Origin of the sequence: Eggerthella sp. 1_3_56FAA (assembly GCF_000185625.1) — a bacterium.
In the GTDB taxonomy this organism is placed as follows: Bacteria; Actinomycetota; Coriobacteriia; order Coriobacteriales; family Eggerthellaceae; genus Eggerthella; species Eggerthella lenta.
Genome location: NZ_GL622579.1, coordinates 63,857 through 81,691, shown reverse-complemented (window position 1 = coordinate 81,691; position 17,835 = coordinate 63,857). Strand labels below are relative to the sequence as shown.

Genomic DNA, 17,835 nt, shown 5'->3' with positions numbered 1-17,835 from the left:
GGCGGCGTTGCACACGCCGAGGCGGCGGCATTTCGCGTTCACGATGATGGCGCGCGCCTTATCGTAGTCGGCGCTCTCGTGCACGTACACGTGGCAGTTGCCCGTGCCCGTCTCGATGACCGGCACCTTCGACGTCTCCACGCAGTGGCGGATGAGGCCCGCTCCGCCGCGCGGTATGAGCACGTCCACCACGCCGTGCAGCTGCATGAGCTCGTCGGCCGCCGCGCGGTCGGCCAATGTGACGGCGCCGATGCAGCCGCGGGGCATGCCCGCCTCCACCGCCGCCTCGTGCAGCACGCGTGCGATCACCTCGTTCGAGGCCGCCGCCATGCTGCCGCCGCGCAGCACCGCCGCGTTGCCCGACTTCAGGCAGATGCCGGCCGCATCGGCCGTCACGTTCGGGCGCGCCTCGTACACGACGGCCACCACCCCCAGAGGCACGCTCACGCGCTGAAGCTCGATGCCGCTTTCCAACGTGCGCTTTTGCTGCACCGCCCCCAACGGGTCGGGAAGAGCGACGAGGTCCTCGAGCGCGGCCGCCATGGCTTCGACGCGGTCCTCGTCGAGCATGAGGCGGTCGAGGAGGCCTTCTTTCGTGCCGGCCTTGCGCGCCGCGTCCATGTCGCAGCCGTTCGCCTCGACGATGGCGGCCGCATGCGAGCGCAACGCCGCCGCCATGGAGGCCAGCGCGCCGTTGCGCTCGTCTGCGCTCGTCTGCGCGAGCGCCCCGCTCGCCGCGCGCGCCTCCTCGGCGATGCGCCGCACCTGGTCCCGCACCGTTTCCCGTTCCATGGTTCCCCCCTATTCGAAGACGACCAACTCGTCGCGATGGACGAGCGGCTTGTCGGCCAAGCTTGCCAGCAGGCGGTTCGCCTGCAGCTCCGCGCGGGTGCGCCCGATGGCCAACGCCGCCTCGTCGCTAGCGAACGCCACCTTGCCGCGCGCGAACAGATGCCCCGTCGCATCCTTGATGTCGACGATGTCGTTCGCCTCGAAGCGCCCTTCCACCGAGCGCACGCCCACCGACAGAAGCGAGCTGCCGCGCTCGATGAGCGCCGCCTTCGCGCCGTCGTCCACAGCGAGCGCGCCGCGCGCGGCATCGCCGAGCGCGATCCACAGCTTCTTGGGCGTGATCTCGTGCGGCTTCTTCGCAGCCACGAACAGTGTGCCCACGTCCTCGCCCGCCGCCGCGTCCACGATGGCCTCCGCACGATGACCGTCGCACACCACGAGCGGGATGCCGGCCACCATGAGCACGCGCGCGGCCTTGATCTTCGTGATCATGCCGCCCGAGCCCACCGTGGTGCCGGCTTCGCCCGCCACGGCCATGATCTCGGGGCCAATGGCCTCAACGCGGCCGATGAGGTTCGCGTCGGGATGGTGATGCGGGTTGGCATCGTAGAGCCCCTCGATGTCCGAGAGGATGACCATGAGGTCGGCTTCCACGAGGCATGCCACGAGCGCTGCCAGCGTATCGTTGTCGCCGAAGCGGATCTGCTCGACCGAGATGGTGTCGTTCTCGTTCACGATGGGCACCACCCCCAGCTCCAGCAGGCGGTCGAACGTGTCGCGCGCGTGCAGGTACGCCCGGCGGTCGGCCGTGTCGCGGCGCGTCAGCAGCACCGTGGACGTCACGATGCCGTGGCGCGCGAACGCCTCGGCGTACGCCGTGGAAAGCGCGCTCTGCCCCACCGAGGCGGCCGCCTGCAGGCTGGGCATGTCGTGCGGGCGCTTCTCGATGCTTAAGCGCTCGAGGCCGCAGGCGATAGCGGCCGAGGTGACGACGATGGGGCGCCAACCGGCGGCGCGCACGCGCGCGACCTGGTCGGTCACCTCCGCGAGGTAGGCGTAGTCGATCTTGCTCTCCGACGTGGTGAGCGTGGACGACCCGATTTTTATCACGAGGCGCTTGCCATGATCGGCGGCATGCGCGCATCCAGCCGGCTTCATCACAGGTCGAGCTCCTTGAACAGATCCTCCGCCGTGCGAACCGACTCGAATTCGAACGCTCGGCCGACAATGCGGATCTCGTCGCCGTCCACGGCGCCCGCCTTCTCAAGCGCCTTCTCCACGCCGAGGCGCTTGAGGCGGTGCTGCAAAAACGCGATGGCTTCTTCGTTCTCCCAGTCGGTCTGCACCACCATGCGCTCCACCTGCGGGCCCTCGACGCGGAACACCCCGCCGCCGAGCGGCACGACCTTGAACTGCTTGTCGCGTTCCTCGCGCTTGTGCTCCCACACGTGCTCGTACTGCACGTCGGCCTCCGAAAGCGCGCGCAGCTCCTCGCGCAGCTCGTGCACCTTGGTCGCGATGGCGGCCTTGAGGCCGTCGACGCCCTCGCCCGTGAGCGCGCTGATGCGGTAGAGCTTCGGATCGACGGGGCTCGGGGCGAACTCGTCGCCGCCCGCTGCCGCGATCGAGTCCTCGCGCACGCGCTCGGCCAGCCGGTCGGCAACCTCCTCCGCGCCGGGCACGTCGATCTTGTTCGCCACCACGATGCGCGGGCGCGCCGCCAGCTCGTCGGCGTACAGCGCCAGCTCGCGGTTGATGATATCGTAATCCTCCAGCGGATCGCGTCCCTCGTAGTCGCCCGTCAGGTCCACCACGTGCACGATGAGCGCCGTGCGCTCGATGTGGCGCAGGAACTCGTGTCCCAGACCGCGCCCTTCGTGCGCGCCCTCGATGAGGCCGGGGATGTCGGCCACGACGAAGCTGTAGTCCCCCGAACGCGCCACGCCGAGGTTCGGCACGAGCGTGGTGAACGGGTAGTCGGCGATCTTCGGCCGCGCCGCGCTCATCTTAGCGATGAGCGACGACTTGCCCGCCGACGGCATGCCCACGAGGGCCGCGTCGGCCATGAGCTTCATCTCCAGCTCGATCCAGCGCTCCTGCGACGGCTCGCCCAGCTCGGCGAACGCGGGCGCGCGTCGGGTCGGCGTCACGAAGTGGATGTTGCCGCGGCCGCCCATGCCGCCCTCGGCCACGGTGACGCGTTCGCCGTCGTGCGTGAGGTCGGCGATGAGCTCGCCCACTTCCTTCGATTCTTCGAAATACTCGTGGACGACCGTGCCCATCGGCACCTTGAGCACAAGGTCCTCGCCGGTGGCTCCGTGCATGCGCGAGCCCTTGCCGTGCGTGCCGCGCTCGGCTTTGAAATGGTGTTTGAAGCGGTATTCGATGAGCGAGGACAGGCTGGCATCGGCCTCGACCACAACGTTGCCGCCGTGACCGCCATCGCCGCCGTCCGGACCGCCCTTCGGCACATGAGCCTCGCGGCGAAATGACATGCAGCCGGCACCGCCGTTGCCGCCTTTGACATGGATGCGTACTTTATCGATGAACACGGGTGGTACCTCTATTTCGATCCGCGCCTCGAGGGGCGCAACGGGTTGCTCGCTTGAACACGACAACTCGGATTGTATATGAAAAATGCCCCCTGACGAGCAGGGGGCATGCGAAAACAGATAACGTCACGCAGTCGTGGGCAGGCGGAACCTTACGCCTCGCGACGCACGTGCACCTTGTGCTTGGCGCCCTTCGTGAACTCCAGCTTGCCGTCGCACAGGGCGAACAGGGTGTCGTCCTTGCCGCGACCGACGTTCTCGCCCGGATGGATGTGCGTGCCGCGCTGGCGGACGATGACGTTGCCCGTCTTCACAGCCTGGCCGGCGAACATCTTCACGCCGAGACGCTGTGCGCGGGAATCGCGGCCGTTACGGCTGGAACCGAGACCTTTCTTGTGTGCCATGGTATTCCCTCCTTATGCTTACTCGGCGTCTTCGGACGCGGGCTTGTCGGCGGCCTTAGCAGGAGCCGGCTTCTTCTCGGCATCGTCCTTCTTCGCAGCCTTCTTGACGGCCGGCTTCTCAGCCTTGGCCGAGCCGACGGACTCGATCTGGACGCGCGTGAGCTGCTGGCGATGGCCGCGCAGCTTCTTGTAGTTCTTGCGCTTCTTGAACTTGAAGACCAGCTGCTTCTCACCCTTGAACTGCTCGAGGATGATGGCGGTGACCTTCGTTGCGGCCGCTTTCGCGGGGTCGGCTTCCACCTTGGCGCCGTCGACGACGCAGATGGCTTCCAGCTCGACCTTGTCGCCCACGGCGGCGTCAAGCTTCTCGATGTTCAGCTTGTCGCCGGGTGCGACCTTGTACTGCTTGCCGCCCGTTTTTACAATTGCGTACATGAGTGTCTCCTTGATATGAATAAACGCAAGGCGATAGCTTACCAGCGTGACCGTAGCAAGTCAATGTGATCTTATGCACGATCCACGCGTATCATCGCACTCTTCCTACGCTGTGCCTCCACAGAGCACAACGTTTATATGATAGCAGATACTCTAGCCACACGCGGCGGCGTGGTGTGATTTTTTTACACATCACAAGTCCAGCAAAATCAGCGAGCAATGATGCGGCTTCTGAGCGTCGGCCGCCGAGTCGACGTAACCTCAGTGCGCTTCCGCCCAGTTATCGGCATAGGAGACGTCGACGTCGAGAGGCACGCGCAGATCCACGATGTGCTCCATCACGTCTTTCACGATGGCCGACAGCTCCTCGATCTCGCCTTCCGGCACGCTGAAGTCCAGCTCGTCGTGCACCTGCAACAGCAGCTTCGCTTCGAAGCCGCGCTCCATGATGCGGCGCTGCACCTCGGTCATGGCCAGCTTGATGATGTCGGCCGCGCTGCCCTGCATGGGGTGGTTCATGGCCGTGCGCTCGCCGAAGCCGCGCTGCGTGGCGTTCGCGGCCTTGAGCTCGGGGATATGGCGCTTGCGGCCGAACATCGTCTCGGCATAGCCCTTCTCCTTCGCTTCGGCGATGGTGCGGTCGAGGTAGGCGCGCACGCCGGGGTAGGCCTCGAAGTAGCGCTCGATCATCTCCTTGGCCTCGCCGAACGGGATGCCCAGGCTCTGTGACAGGCCGAACGCCTGCTGGCCGTACACGATGCCGAAGTTCACGGCCTTCGCGCGGCTGCGCAGCTCAGGGCTAACGTCCTCCACGGGCAGGCCGAACACGCGGCTGGCCGTGGCGGCGTGGAAGTCGGCGCCGGAGCAGAACGCGGCCACGAGGTGCTCGTCGTTCGACAGGTGAGCGAGCAGGCGCAGCTCGATCTGCGAATAGTCGGCCGACAGGAACTTGTGGCCCTTCTCCAGCGGCACGAAGCACTCGCGGATCTGGCGGCCGAACTCGGTGCGCACGGGGATGTTCTGCAGGTTCGGCTCCGACGACGAGAGGCGGCCCGTCGTGGTCACGGTCTCGTTGAAGCACGTGTGCACGCGCCCGTCGTCGGCGCGCATGCGCGGCAGGGCGTCGATGTAGGTGGACTTGATCTTCGCGAGCTCGCGGTAGCGCAGGACGAGCGCCGGCATCTCGTGGTCGTTCGACAGCTCCTTGAGCACGGCGGCGTCGGTGGAGTAGCCGCGCTGGTTCTTCTTGAGCGTGCGCAGGCCCAGCACCTCGAATAGGATGTGCCCGAGCTGCTTGGGACTGTCGAGGTTGAACTCCTCCCCCGCGATCTCGATGATGCGCGCGCGCAGCTCATCGAGCTCGGCCTGCGTCGTCGCTCCCAGCTCGGCCAGACGGTCGCAATCCACCGCGGCGCCCGTTCGCTCGACGATGGCGAGCACCGCCACGAGCGGCAGATCGATGTCGAAGTAGGCGCGCTTGCTCTCGTCGCGCCCGAGCGCGTCGGTGAGCGGCTTCACCAGCATGCGGGCCGCCGCGGCTTGCGCGGCCGCACTGCCGGCCTCGTCCTTGGCCTCGGGCAGCACGCCGCCGCAGTAGGCGTCGAGCAGCGCGTCGTAGGAGTACTCGGACACCGACGAGTTCAGCACGTAGCCCGCCAGTCCCAGGTCGAACGCGCGCATGCTCATGAGCTCGGCATCCTCCACAAGCGCGATCTTGGCCGTGTCGGCGGGATAGACGCGATGTACCTCGCGCTTGACGTCGAGGGCGGCGAACGAGCCGGCGCGCACGATGCGCGCGAACGCCTCGCGGCCCTCGTCGTCCTCGAACAGCGCCGTGCCCTCGCTCGTGTTCACCGCGCAATGGAGCCCCGCGTTGAACAGCGACACCTGCTCGGGCTCGATGAACGCCACGCCCACCGTCTCGCCGCGCGCGACGGCCGCGTCCACGAGTGCGTGCGCCTCTGACCCCGAGACCACCGGCTCCACCGCAAGCGGAGCCGCCTTCTTCTCCAGCTCCTTGCCCACGAGCTTGAGCACGCGGCCGAGGTGCGCGTTGAACTGCACGCCCTTGAACGCTTCGGTCACCTTTTCCGAATCGAACGAGGGGAACGAGCATGCTTCGAGGTCGAGCGGGAAGTCGAGGTCGCGCACGATGGTGGCCACGTCGCGGCTCAAGAATGCCATGTCCTTGTTGTCGACGATCTTCTCTTTCTGCTTGCCCTTGAGGTCGTCCACATGCTCGTAGATGCCCTCCAGGCTGCCGTAGGTCTGCAGCAGCTTCGCCGCGGTCTTGTCGCCGATGCCGGGCACGCCGGGGATGTTGTCGGACGAGTCGCCCTTGAGGCCGAGGAAGTCGATGAACTGGTCGGGGCGCACGCCGTAACGCTCGAGCACCTCGGCCGGGCCGTAGATGGCCACGTCGGTGATGCCCTTCTTCGTGGTGACGATGCGCGTCATGTCGGTGGCCAGCTGGTAGGCGTCCTTGTCGCCCGTCACCAGCAGCGTCTCGTAGCCCAGCTCCTCGTCGCGCGCGGCGATGGTGCCCAGCACGTCGTCGCCCTCCCAGCCTTTGATGCGAACCACGGGCACGTTCATGGCCTCCAACAGCTCCTCGATGATGGGGAACTGCACCTTGAGGTCGTCGTCCATGGGAGGGCGCTGGGACTTGTACTGCTCGAGCGCTTCCATGCGAAACGCGGGGCGGCCCGCATCGAACGCGCAGATGAGAGCGTCGGGGCTTGCGATGTCGATGAACTTGAGAAGCATGGCGATGAAGCCGAACACGGCGTTGGTGGGGCGCCCGTCGGGGGCGTTCATGGTTTGGGGCACGGCATGGTAGGCGCGGTGCATAAGCGAGTTGCCGTCGATGACGGCGATCTTCTTCGGCATGGGCTGTCCTCCGTCGGGTGGTGTTTTCGGGGGTTCAGTATAGCGCATATGCGTTGTCCGCTTCGGGGGCTGTGCGATGCTCAGTCGCTCGGCAGTCCTGCTCGCACGAAACGCCCACAGGGCGTTTCGGCTCGTGCGGAACTCGCTTGGTGAGCACCGCACAGCCTCCGAAGCTGCCGGCATCTCCTTGAAAGCACCATATTGCGAGGCGGCTGCGCCTGGCGGGGACGACCTGCGAGGCGGCAACGCTCTCATGCTACCTTGGTGGAGGAGGTTCTTGTTGGGAGGTTTGGGCGGGTGGCGGACTGCTCGACCTATGCGCTCCAGAGGTAGCCGACGCCGCGGACGGTTTCCAGGTGCTGAGCCAGTTCGGGGCCCAGCTTCGCACGGATACGGCGGACGTGGACGTCCACCGTGCGCGAGCCGCCGTAGTAGTCGAAGCCCCACACGCGGCGCAGCAGCGCGTCGCGCGAGTACGTGCGCGAGGGGTGCGTGACGAGGAAGGCCAGCAGCGCGTACTCGAGGTAGGTGAGGTCGAGCGGCTCGCCGGCCACGGTGACCTGGTAGGTTGCCAGGTTCACCGTCATGTTCTCCACGACGAGGCAGTCGGACGTGGCGGCCTCGTTGCCGGGCCACAGCAGCTGGCGGATGCGCGCCGCGCACTCCTCGGGCGAGGCGTTTCGCATCACGAAGTCGCTCTTCACCTGCACCGGCAGACGAAAGCGCGCGAGCTGGCCCTCCCCCACGATGACCAGGAGCGATGCCGTTCCGTCCTCGAGCAGCAGCGCCTCGATGCCGGCCACGTCCTCCGAGGCGCCGCCACGCGCCTCGTATACGACGAGATCGCATGCGGGATGGCGCCCGAGCAGCTTCTTGAACTGGGCGGAGGATCCCGCTGCCACGTCCACGTCCAGGCTCGACAGCACCTGCTGGAACTTATGCGCGTTGTCGAGGCTGTCGGCGACGAATATCACCTGCTTGCGCTGCATGCCCCCTCCTTTCGCACGTCACAGCACCGCGAGATAGCGGTCGCGCTCCCATTGCGACACGTACCCCTGGTAGTCGTTCCACTCGGCGCGTTTCGCGGCCACAAGGTACGAATGGATGTGATCGCCCAGCGTGGCGCGCATCAGCTCGGATTCCGCGAACAGCTCCACCGCCTCGCCCAGGCTCTCGGGAAGCGTGGCGATGCCCTGCTGGCGCAGATCCTGGCGCGACAGCATGAACAGATCCTGGTCCTCGTTGGGCTCCTGCAGCTCCAGCTCCTCTTCGATGCCCGCGAGGCCCGCCGCCAGCATGACGGCGAAGGCAAGGTAGGGGTTCGCGCTGGGGTCGGGGCTGCGCAGCTCGAGGCGGCACGCGCCCTCGCTCGCAGGTCGGTAGCCCGGCACGCGCACGAGCGTGGAGCGGTTCGAGCGAGCCCACGACAGGTAGATAGGCGCCTCGCCGCCGGCGATGAGGCGCTTGTACGAGTTCACGTGCTGGTTCGTGATGGCGCAGAACTCGGGCGCGTACTTGAGCAGGCCCGCCAGGTAGCGTTTGGCCACTTTCGACAGACGGTAGCCCTGGGGATCGTCCGGATCGTAGAAGGCGTTGTTGCCGTCGAGGTCGTAAAGGCTCTGGTGCACGTGCATGCCGCTGCCCGGCTCGCCCGCCATGGGTTTGGGCATGAACGACGCGTACACACCGTGCTTCATGGCGATCTCCTTGACGACCAGCTTGTACGTCATCACCGCGTCGGCCATGGACAGCGCGTCGGTGAAGCGCAGGTCGATCTCATGCTGCGACGGGCCGTTCTCATGATGCGAGTATTCCACGGGGATGCCCATCTTCTCCAGCGTGAGCACGGTGTCGCGCCGCAGGTCGGAAGCGTAGTCGAGGCTGGTCAGGTCGAAGTAGCCGCCGCGGTCGAGCACCTCGGTGCCCTCAGCGTCCTTGAAGTAGTAGAACTCCAGCTCGGGGCCGACGTTGAACGCATACCCCATCTCCTGCGCCTTCTCCACCGTGCGGGCCAGCACCTGACGCGGGTCGCCCTCGAACGGCGTGCCGTCGGGCGTGCGCAGGCCGCAGAACATGCGCGCCACCGCGTTGGACTCCGGCCGCCAGGGCAGCACCTGGAACGTGGAGGCATCGGGGAACGCCAGCATGTCGGACTCCTGCGTGCGGCAGAAGCCCTCGATGCAGCTGCCGTCGAAGCCCATGCCGTCGGCGAAGGCGTCCTCCAGCTCGCTCGGGATGACCGCGAACGACTTCATGCGCCCCAGCACGTCGGTGAACCAGAAGCGCACGAAATGGACGTCGCGGCTCTTGATGGTTTTCAGGACGAAGTCTTGCTCGGGGGTCACGGTCATCGGACGATCCTTTCTCTCTCGAACCACCATTATACTCGCCGGTGTTTCGGTTGCGTTTCGCGAGAGGGACGATGGTGACGGTCCGTCGCCAGAACCTTGCCGCTTCGCCGCGCTGCGCGCCGCGTGCTATACTTTATCCATCCGATCAGCGACGATCAGGAGGTATACCATGAAGTTCACCAACATCCTCGTGCCGTTCGACAAATCCGACCACGCATTGCATGCATTGACCCTGGCCAAGGGCCTGGCGGAGGAGGATCCCGCCATCAAGCTGCACGTCATCGGGGTCGTGTTCGTCTCCGACATCCCGCCTGCGCTAGGTCTCGACGCGAACCCGTACGAGAGCGCGCCGCCGCTGGTCATCCAGCCCGACCTGTACAAGAAGCTCGTCGAGGCGGCGCTCGACCGCGAGAAGGACGACATGAAGCAGGCCATCGGAGGGCTGCTCGACGGCATGCTCAACGACGTGGACATCGCCGCCGTCAACGCGCCGTCGCCCGTCGACGGCATCAACGACTTCGCGAAGGAGCACGGCTGCGACCTCATCGTCATGGGCTCGCGCGGCCTCGGCGTGCTGCGCGGCATGCTGGGCAGCGTCAGCTACGGCGTCCTGCGCTCCGCCGAGATCCCCGTCCTCGTGGCGAAGAAGGACGAGGAAGGGTAGCAACGGAAGGAAGCTGTCGCGGTCCCGACGGCTCGCGCCTGTTTTCGCGCGGGCCGTCGGGCATGAAGGCTCTATAAGTTGGTATACTGGCTTGCTATGGAAATCAATCGATACCAAACCCGCAAGCCCAAGCGCCTCGCCGTCGTCACGATGGGAGTGAAGCTGGGCGACGAGACGCGCGGCTACACGCGCTTTCGCTTCCTGTCGGAGCTGCTCGCGCGCGAGGGCTTCGAAGTCGACCTCATCACGTCATCGTTCCAGCATTGGGACAAGGCGCATCGCGACACGTCGAAAGCATGCTACCGAAACCTTCCCTACAACGTAGTGTTCATCGACGAGCCCGGCTACACGAAGAACCTCGATCTCACGCGCATTCGCAGCCATCGCGTGGCGGCGAAGAATTTGCGCGAGCATTTCGAGCGCACGGCGGGCACCTACGACCTCGTCTACGCGGAGATTCCGCCGAACGACGTCGCGCGCGTATGCGCCGAAGAGGCCGACAAGCAGGGCATCCCCTTCGTCGCCGACATCAACGACCTATGGCCCGAGGCCATGCGCATGGTGGTGGACGTGCCCGTGGTCAGCGACGTGGCCTTCTACCCCTTCTCGCGCGATGCTAAGCGCGTCTATCAGCTGCTGTCAGCTGCCGTCGGAACCTCTGACGAATACGCAGCGCGTCCGGCGAAGGATCGCGCGAAGCCCTACCCGAAGGCAACCGTGTACGTGGGCAACGACTTGGCGGCGTTCGACGAGGGCGCCCGAATCAACGCGCCCGCAGTACGCAAACCGGAAGGCGAGCTGTGGGTCGTCTACGCCGGAACGCTCGGCGCCAGCTATGACGTGGCGACCCTCGTCGAAGCCGCCGCGCTGCTCGAGCGCGGGCGCCTCGTGCGCGCCGCATCGAAGGACGACGAACTGCCGCCTGCGCTACCCCCCGTGCGCGTGAAGGTGCTGGGCGATGGTCCCGATCGCGAGAAGCTCGAAGCGCTGGCCGTGCAGCTGAACGCCCCCGTGGATTTTCTGGGCTACACGGCCTACGAGCTGATGGCGGCGTACTTGTGCGCATCGGACATCACGGTGAACTCGCTCGTCAAATCGGCGGCGCAGAGCATCGTCACGAAAATCGGCGACTACCTGGCCAGCGGGAATCCCATGATCAACACAGGCTCGAGCCCCGAGTTCCGCGCGAAGGTGACCGCCGACGGCTTCGGAGCGAACGTCGAAGCGGAAGACGCGCAGGCGCTGGCCGACGCCATCGCGAAGCTCGCAGGTCACGCGTCGCTGCGCAAGATCATGGGCTCGAAGGCGCGTGCCGTCGCCGAAAAGGAGTTCGACCAACCCCGCGCGTACCGCGAGATCGTGGATTTGCTGCGCACGTTGCTGTGATTTCTGTCGAACGACTCGCCAAAGCGGGCGGAGCGCGTCAAAATAGGGAGCTTGCATACGCCGATTGCGTGCGATCACGCAGGTCGCACGCCGTTTACAGGGTACCAAGGAGCAATCGTGACTGAGCAGAAACGCATTTCGTTCTCACCGCCCGACATCACGCAGGCGGAGCTCGACGAGGTGGCCGACGCGCTGAGAAGCGGCTGGATAACCACCGGCCCGAAGACGAAGGAGTTCGAGCGCGAGATCGCCCTCTTCGCACAGGCCGAGCGCTCGGCCACGTTCGCGTCGGCCACCGCAGCGCTCGAATGCGCCCTGCGCGCTTTCGGCATCGGCCCGGGCGACGAGGTGATCACGAGCGCCTACACGTACACGGCCTCTTGCTCGGTCATCTGCCATGTGGGTGCGACTCCGGTGCTCTGCGACGTGGCGCCCGGCTCCTACGAGATGGATTACGACGCCCTGCCCGATCTCGTCACCGAGCGCACGCGCGCCGTCATCCCCGTGGACATCGCAGGACGCATGGTCGACTACGACCGTCTGTTCGCCGCACTCGATTCGGCGAGCGACCGCTGGAAGCCCGCGACGGAGCTGCAGAGCGCGTTCGATCGCGTCATCGTCTTAGCCGACGCCGCCCACTCGTTCGGCGCGACATATCAGGGACGTCCCTCCGGGTCGGTGGCCGACTTCACCGCCTTCTCGTTTCACGCCGTGAAAAACCTGACGACGGCCGAAGGAGGCGCGCTTGCATGGCGCGCGGGCGCGTTCGATTCCGACGAGCTGTACCGCCGGTTCATGTTGCAGTCGCTGCACGGCCAGACGAAGGACGCGCTGGCGAAGAACCGCGCGGGCGCCTGGGAGTACGACATCGCCTTCCCCGGGTGGAAGTGCAACATGACCGACATTCAGGCGGCCCTCGGCCTCGCGCAGCTGCGCCGCTACCCCGCCTCGCTCGCCCGTCGGCGCGCCATCGTCGAGCGCTACGAGCGCAACCTGGGCGAATGCGATGTCGAGCTGCTGAGGCATTACGGCGAAGACTTCGAGTCGAGCGGGCATCTCATGCTCGTGCGCCTCACGGGCAAATCGTCGGCGTTCCGCAACGCGCTCATCGAGCGGATGGCCAACGACGGCGTGGCGACGAACGTGCACTACAAGCCGCTGCCCCTTCTCACCGCGTACCGCGACCTCGGCTTCGCCATCGCCGACTTCCCGAACGCGCTTGCGCAGTTCGAGAACGAGGTGACGCTGCCGCTGCACACGTTGCTCTCCGACGAGGACGTGGACTACGTGGCGGGATCGTTCAAGCGCGCCCTGGACGGACTCGAGGCGGAAGGCGTCCGCTGATGTACGTGAGTTTCGGAAAACGCGTGTGCGACATCGTCGTAGGGCTGGTGGCGCTGCCCTTCGTGCTGCTGATCATCGCGGTGCTGGCACCGTTCATCCACTTCGAGGACAAGGGCCCCGTCTTCTACAACGCGCCGCGCGTCGGAAAAGACGGGCGCGATTTCAAGATGTACAAGCTGCGCTCGATGCGGGTGAACGCGCCCGACCTCATCATGGAGGACGGCTCCACCTACAACGGCGCCGACGACCCGCGCATGACGCGGGTTGGTGCCTTCATGCGCAAGACGTCGCTCGACGAGATGCCGCAGTTCCTCAACGTACTGAAAGGCGACATGAGCGTCGTAGGGCCCCGCCCCGACTTGCGCCGCGAAACGGAGCTTTATGAGGGAGAGGAAGGCCTCAAACTCACCGTGAAGCCCGGCATCACCGGGTACGCCGCCGTGTACGGACGCAACTCGCTGCCCTGGCACGACCGTCTGGCGCTCGACGTGCACTACGTGCGCAACGTGTCCTTCCCGCTCGACGTTAAAGTGTTCTTCAAGACGTTCTCGGCCGTATTCAACCAGGAGGGCGTGTTCGTGGAAGACGGGTCGGAGAAGTAACGTTCGGCTAACGTGACCCCTGCCGACCCGACGCGCACGTCCCTCACCCTCTATCATGGTCGTGCGCCACGCAATGGGGGCGCTCGACAAAAAGCACGCAGGAGAGTGAGACCATGACGAACGATCAGACGGCAATGCTTGCACGGTACGGCATCGATTACGCCGAAGCGATGGAGCGATTCTGCGGCAACGAGTCCCTGTTCGCCCGCATCGCCGTGAAGTACCTGGACGACCCGCATGTCGATGCGCTCGAAGCCGCGATGGCCAGCGGCGACGCAGCCGCAGCCGAGCGCGAAGCCCATTCGCTCAAAGGCGTCGCCGGCAACTTGTCGTTCGTGCGCCTTTACGACCTGGCCGCGCGAGTCACCGATGCACTGCGCGCCAACGATATCGACAGCGCACGCACCCTCATGCCCGGCCTGCGCGAAAGCCACGTTGCCGTGCTGGAAGCGCTGACGAACCTGGAAGAGTAGGGACTTTCGACCTCGATGCGCTAGCAGGCATCGAGGCAGAGGCGCCTACGCTTTCGCCTTCTCACGGCCGAACAGCTCGTTCCAGTCGCTTGCGGCCAATACAGTGCCCGCCAAGATGACCACGCAGCAGACGATCGATATCGGCGTCGGCATCGTTCCCTGCAACACGAGCGCGAACAGGACGGCCCAGGCCGAATAGCTGATATTGAGAGCCATGGACTTCGCCGCCCCGATAGGCGACGAGATGCTCTTGTAGTAGAACAGGTACGACACGGTTCCAGCCAAAGCAGCCAGCCCTACCACGCCCGTCGCGAGACTGGGAACAACTGCGGCCGTGAAACCCCAGGCACCGAATAGCGGCAATACGGCGATCGCGTACACGAGCGCCGACGTGGTCTCGCGGATCTGAAGCGCCGTCTCGTTGTCGACGGCATCGTCGCGCATACCCCAAGCGCAGATGACGGCTTCGGACCCCCATCCCAAAACGCACAACAGCGCACCGAACAAACCGAGGATCGGATTGCCCAGCTCCGATTCGCCGGAAGACACATAGCCCATGACGATGATACCGGCAAGGGCCGCCAGCAATGCGACGAACTGCTTAGGCGCCATGCGTTCCTTCAGGAACACGAAGGCGAGGAAGGCGCCAACTGCAGGATAGAACGACGAGATGATGGCAGTATAGCCGGCACCGATATTGTTGATGGCTATCACGTAGCCGGTCATGCCGATAGGCCCGCCCAAAAGCGCCCCCAGAATGACCGCCTTGCCGCTGCGCGTTTTAAGCGCCGCTAACGTGTCGCCCAGACGACCCCGCACGCCCATGTAGATCAACAGCCAGATCGCGCAGAAGATGTCATGCAAAGCGGCGCTCGCGATAGCTGCAAACGCAATCGCCTCGGCAGTGCCGATGAAAGGGCTCATCGACAATCCGATTCCGAGGACGACCGTGTCAAGACCCCAGAGCAAGCCGCTCGTCAGACCGAACTTCATTCTTCCAAAACCCTTCATGGCGCTCCCCTTAGTCGCTTCCCTGACGGTACCAGTCCAGCACCTTGTCCAGATAATCCTTCGCGTAACGGTAATAGACGTACAGCCACTCGCCAACCATGTCCCCTTCTGCCTCTTTGAGCAGCGACCACACGTACCAGCACCATCCCGCAAGCGCCACGAAGGCGAAGTTGTGACGGCGCTCCGCCGCAGACGGCTCGCGCCCGAAATAATACGCAAGGGCACGCGATGCCTCCTCTTCGCTCAGCTGGCAGCACACCGTGAACGTGCCGAAATCGCTTGCGTAGTCGGACATGCCGGAATACTCCCAATCGATGAGCGACATGTCGTCCTGGTCGTCGATAAGGAAGTTCAGCATGAAGAAGTCGTTATGGGTCAGGCAGATGCGCGCATCGTCTGCATCCACGAAGCGCTTGAGTTCCTCGGCCCGTGCAGCCATCTCAGCATAACCCGGCACTTCAATGCGGCCGGACTTGCGCTCCAGCAGACGCTCGTAACGCTTGCCCTCGGTGAAGAAATCGAACGAGCGCTCCACCTTCGCACCGGATTCGTGCAGGCGACGAGCCATTTCCATTGCACGCTTGACCTGCTCAGGGTCATGCGGATCGAGCTGGCGGCAATCGGGGATAAAGCGCGACAGCTTCCAGCCTTTTTCGGGATCCTCGGTGATGAACGTACGATCAAGCCCCAGATCGCGCGCCACGCCTTGAGCCACCACCTCGGCTCGGCGATCGATGATGCCCTCCGTCCCGATGCCGGGATGGCGATACACGTATTCGGAGTCGCCCACACGGATATGGCACGATAGATTGGTGAGGCCCTGCTTCAGCGGATACACGTCGCGAATATCGTCTTTGTCGCACCCGAGCGCTGCAACGATATTGTCGAAAGCCTCGGAATCGACGTTTTCCAGGAAACGCGGATCGAATTCGCGCAGCTCGTCGAGTGTGTCGAACTCGAATACCGTTCCGACGGGGTACTCGCGCGCAACCATGTCCAACTCCGCGATATGGTCGACGTACAGCTCTTCCCACAGCTTATCGGCCGTCGTCGGCAGATCGTACTCCTCCTCGAGTATTCGGGAAAAGGCACGAGAAAAGTTTTTATCGAAGTAAACATGGCCGAGCATGATAAGAGAGTCGCTGCCACCGATATCGACCGAAACGATGCGGTTGCCCGAACCCAAACGCATGCACCATTCGTTCGTAGGGCCCTCTTGGTATTGGGCAGCGTAATAGGCCTTCCACACGTACGGCTCGAAGGGGTTCTCGACGAAGTAGTTGTCGGAAGAGCATATGAACGTGTTGCCCAGACGCTCGCGCACCACCATGAGAGAGGAATGGTTGTTCCGCGTGGCGTATTCCTCGTTCACGACGATGGACACGCCGTGCTTCTCTTCAAGGTAGAAGAAGTACTCCTTCTTGTACCCTGCCACCACAGTGATGTCGTCGATGCCGGACTCCTGAAGCTGGCGGATCTGACGCTCGATCAGAATCTCTCCACGAACATGCAGCAGACCTTTGGGCTTCTCGTAGGAAATAGGGGCGAACCGCGACGACAGGCCAGCTGCCAAGATGATAGCGTTGTCCACCTTAAAAGGAGCGAGCGCCTCGAACCCGGCGTCGGACAGTGCGCCGTCGACGACAAGCCCTTTGTCGACCAGCGCTTTGTAGGCCGCGTTCACCGAACCCAACGACATGGCCTTACGAGCGGCGATCGCCCGCTGGCTCGTCCCCGGTTCGCGTTCGAGCGCAGCGAGCACCGCGAATTCGTTCTTCGTGATCAAAACGGAGCATCCTTTCATGGCAGATTCAGACGATCTCGATCGTGCGTCGAAGTTCATTTTTTATTGCATTTTAAAGAATCTGAACGGTATGTTCATTTACAATTTTCTACTACAAAATATGAACACATAGAAAACGCGCTCCCCGTTCTCGGAGAGCGCGCCGAATTTTGCAGGAGATGCCCGTCGCCGCCGAATCAATAACCCAAAAGCTTGTCTACAACGTTCATGACTTTCGTGCCATAGGTCTTGTCAGCCGCCCAGGTACCGGAAAGCTTGTCGACCGTGGGTGCCGAGCCACGCTTGCCGGCAAGAAGACCGAATCGCGTGTCGACACAAGACTGATTGAGCGGTGCCGTTGAAGCATAGCCTTTCAAGTGCTGAGCTTGCGCCAGAAGGCCCGTTTTCACATCTGGGAACTCTTCACCAGCAACGCCGTTGCCCGTTGCGCCCAGACCTCCGAAATTGCACTGCACTTTGCCGTTCCTGTCCACGTCTCCGCCGAACTGCAGCCATCCGGTCTCCACCATGGCCTGAGCGAACAGCACCTCGGCGCGGACATCCTCGGATCGAGCCTGATCCAGCAGCACCTGGCAAAAGTCCTTGATGGTGGCAGCCCCTCGCGACGCGTACTTATCAACAGGATAAGGAACGCCCTGCGCGTTGAAGAGCGTCACCATCTGCTCCACCGTCGCAAGCGAAGGGCCCATGATGGAGTCGGACGGCAGCAGCGCACCCGACGAATCGAAGCGGTAGGTCTCGCCTTCTATAGTGGCCTTTCCCGTGACCATCGCTCCCGACTCCCCAAGATAGTAGCGCTTACCGTCCAAATCGAGCCAACCGGTGTGCATGGCTCCCGATCCGTTCAGGTAGTACCACGTGCCACCCTGCTTCATCCAGCCGCCGGAGCGCATGGCTCCGGAACCTTCGAAGTAGTACCACTTGCCGTCGGCCGCCTTCGCCCAGCCGGTGGCCATCCTCCCGCTCTCGGGGTCGAGCCAGTACCAGGAGCCGCCCTTGCTCAGCCAGCCGGTCTGCATCGCGCCGGAGCCGGACAGGTAGTACCAGGAAGATCCCTGCTTCATCCAGCCGCCGGAGCGCATGGCGCCGGAGCCTTCGAAGTAGTACCACTTGCCGTCGGCCGCCTTC

General features: G+C 64.4%; 16 protein-coding genes. 5 read left to right on the top strand and 11 right to left on the bottom strand.

Translation table 11 applies throughout. From position 1 onward, the window contains the following. From HMPREF1023_RS00320 to HMPREF1023_RS00285, 8 genes are all read right to left on the bottom strand, one after another. A partial coding sequence (locus tag HMPREF1023_RS00320; RefSeq protein WP_009304123.1) for a glutamate-5-semialdehyde dehydrogenase occupies positions 1-792 on the bottom strand: 792 nt, incomplete at its 3' end. 9 nt (positions 793-801) lie between these two features. Next, the gene (gene proB, locus HMPREF1023_RS00315; RefSeq protein ID WP_009304122.1) at positions 802-1,950 is read right to left on the bottom strand and encodes a glutamate 5-kinase; all 1,149 of its coding nucleotides are present in this window, start codon (positions 1,948-1,950) and stop codon (positions 802-804) included. Beyond that, positions 1,950-3,344 carry a GTPase ObgE gene (gene obgE / locus HMPREF1023_RS00310; RefSeq protein ID WP_009304121.1) on the bottom strand — a complete coding sequence of 465 codons (1,395 nt, stop codon included), beginning with the start codon at positions 3,342-3,344 and terminating at the stop codon, positions 1,950-1,952. Before obgE ends, proB begins: the two co-directional genes overlap by 1 nt. Before the next feature lie 152 nt (positions 3,345-3,496). Next, a complete protein-coding gene (gene rpmA, locus HMPREF1023_RS00305; protein WP_009304120.1) occupies positions 3,497-3,748 on the bottom strand; it encodes a 50S ribosomal protein L27 in 252 nt (83 codons plus the stop codon). Positions 3,749-3,766: 18 nt separating this feature from the next. Next, entirely contained in the window at positions 3,767-4,183 is a 417-nt protein-coding gene (gene rplU, locus HMPREF1023_RS00300; RefSeq protein ID WP_009304119.1) for a 50S ribosomal protein L21, read from the bottom strand. Positions 4,184-4,444: 261 nt separating this feature from the next. Continuing rightward, on the bottom strand, positions 4,445-7,072 hold the full coding sequence (gene polA, locus HMPREF1023_RS00295; RefSeq protein ID WP_009304118.1) for a DNA polymerase I: 2,628 nt from the start codon (positions 7,070-7,072) through the stop codon (positions 4,445-4,447). A 314-nt stretch (positions 7,073-7,386) separates the two neighbouring features. Further along, complete coding sequence (locus HMPREF1023_RS00290) at positions 7,387-8,061, bottom strand: response regulator transcription factor (protein ID WP_009304117.1); 675 nt, start codon at positions 8,059-8,061, stop codon at positions 7,387-7,389. Between the two features lie 18 nt (positions 8,062-8,079). Beyond that, positions 8,080-9,423: a glutamine synthetase family protein gene (locus tag HMPREF1023_RS00285; protein WP_009304116.1), complete on the bottom strand. Its 1,344-nt coding sequence runs from the start codon at positions 9,421-9,423 to the stop codon at positions 8,080-8,082. A gap of 169 nt (positions 9,424-9,592) precedes the next feature. Between HMPREF1023_RS00285 and HMPREF1023_RS00280 the strand changes: the two genes are divergently transcribed. The 5 genes from HMPREF1023_RS00280 (at position 9,593) to HMPREF1023_RS00260 (ending at position 13,892) form a co-directional block, all read left to right on the top strand. After that, positions 9,593-10,087 carry a universal stress protein gene (locus tag HMPREF1023_RS00280; RefSeq protein WP_009304115.1) on the top strand — a complete coding sequence of 165 codons (495 nt, stop codon included), beginning with the start codon at positions 9,593-9,595 and terminating at the stop codon, positions 10,085-10,087. Positions 10,088-10,183: 96 nt separating this feature from the next. Further along, positions 10,184-11,473 (top strand): glycosyltransferase family 4 protein, encoded by a 1,290-nt coding sequence (locus tag HMPREF1023_RS00275; RefSeq protein ID WP_009304114.1) that lies wholly within the window; start codon positions 10,184-10,186, stop codon positions 11,471-11,473. A gap of 117 nt (positions 11,474-11,590) precedes the next feature. Next, positions 11,591-12,817 (top strand): DegT/DnrJ/EryC1/StrS aminotransferase family protein, encoded by a 1,227-nt coding sequence (locus tag HMPREF1023_RS00270; RefSeq protein WP_009304113.1) that lies wholly within the window; start codon positions 11,591-11,593, stop codon positions 12,815-12,817. After that, positions 12,817-13,419 (top strand): sugar transferase, encoded by a 603-nt coding sequence (locus tag HMPREF1023_RS00265; protein WP_009304112.1) that lies wholly within the window; start codon positions 12,817-12,819, stop codon positions 13,417-13,419. Before HMPREF1023_RS00270 ends, HMPREF1023_RS00265 begins: the two co-directional genes overlap by 1 nt. 113 nt (positions 13,420-13,532) lie before the next feature. Beyond that, positions 13,533-13,892, top strand: a complete 360-nt coding sequence (locus HMPREF1023_RS00260) for an Hpt domain-containing protein (RefSeq protein WP_009304111.1) — start codon at positions 13,533-13,535, stop codon at positions 13,890-13,892. A 45-nt stretch (positions 13,893-13,937) separates the two neighbouring features. Here HMPREF1023_RS00260 and HMPREF1023_RS00255 read toward each other — a convergent pair whose 3' ends face one another. The 3 genes from HMPREF1023_RS00255 to HMPREF1023_RS00245 all read right to left on the bottom strand — a co-directional run. Then, entirely contained in the window at positions 13,938-14,885 is a 948-nt protein-coding gene (locus HMPREF1023_RS00255) for a DMT family transporter (RefSeq protein WP_009304110.1), read from the bottom strand. 28 nt (positions 14,886-14,913) lie between these two features. Continuing rightward, positions 14,914-16,689 (bottom strand): NTP transferase domain-containing protein, encoded by a 1,776-nt coding sequence (locus HMPREF1023_RS00250; protein ID WP_009304109.1) that lies wholly within the window; start codon positions 16,687-16,689, stop codon positions 14,914-14,916. A gap of 194 nt (positions 16,690-16,883) precedes the next feature. Then, the coding region (locus HMPREF1023_RS00245; RefSeq protein ID WP_009304108.1) for a glucosaminidase domain-containing protein at positions 16,884-17,835 on the bottom strand (952 nt) is incomplete at its 5' end.

Bases quoted from the DNA above. Each gene is read 5' to 3' on its own strand.
- rplU (WP_009304119.1), bottom strand. From the start codon at position 4,183: ATGTACGCAATTGTAAAAACGGGCGGCAAGCAGTACAAGGTCGCACCC.
- proB (WP_009304122.1), bottom strand. From the start codon at position 1,950: ATGAAGCCGGCTGGATGCGCGCATGCCGCCGATCATGGCAAGCGCCTC.
- HMPREF1023_RS00275 (WP_009304114.1), top strand. From the start codon at position 10,184: ATGGAAATCAATCGATACCAAACCCGCAAGCCCAAGCGCCTCGCCGTC.
- HMPREF1023_RS00260 (WP_009304111.1), top strand. From the start codon at position 13,533: ATGACGAACGATCAGACGGCAATGCTTGCACGGTACGGCATCGATTAC.
- polA (WP_009304118.1), bottom strand. From the start codon at position 7,072: ATGCCGAAGAAGATCGCCGTCATCGACGGCAACTCGCTTATGCACCGC.
- HMPREF1023_RS00290 (WP_009304117.1), bottom strand. From the start codon at position 8,061: ATGCAGCGCAAGCAGGTGATATTCGTCGCCGACAGCCTCGACAACGCG.
- HMPREF1023_RS00265 (WP_009304112.1), top strand. From the start codon at position 12,817: ATGTACGTGAGTTTCGGAAAACGCGTGTGCGACATCGTCGTAGGGCTG.
- HMPREF1023_RS00285 (WP_009304116.1), bottom strand. From the start codon at position 9,423: ATGACCGTGACCCCCGAGCAAGACTTCGTCCTGAAAACCATCAAGAGC.
- HMPREF1023_RS00255 (WP_009304110.1), bottom strand. From the start codon at position 14,885: ATGAAGTTCGGTCTGACGAGCGGCTTGCTCTGGGGTCTTGACACGGTC.
- HMPREF1023_RS00280 (WP_009304115.1), top strand. From the start codon at position 9,593: ATGAAGTTCACCAACATCCTCGTGCCGTTCGACAAATCCGACCACGCA.
- rpmA (WP_009304120.1), bottom strand. From the start codon at position 3,748: ATGGCACACAAGAAAGGTCTCGGTTCCAGCCGTAACGGCCGCGATTCC.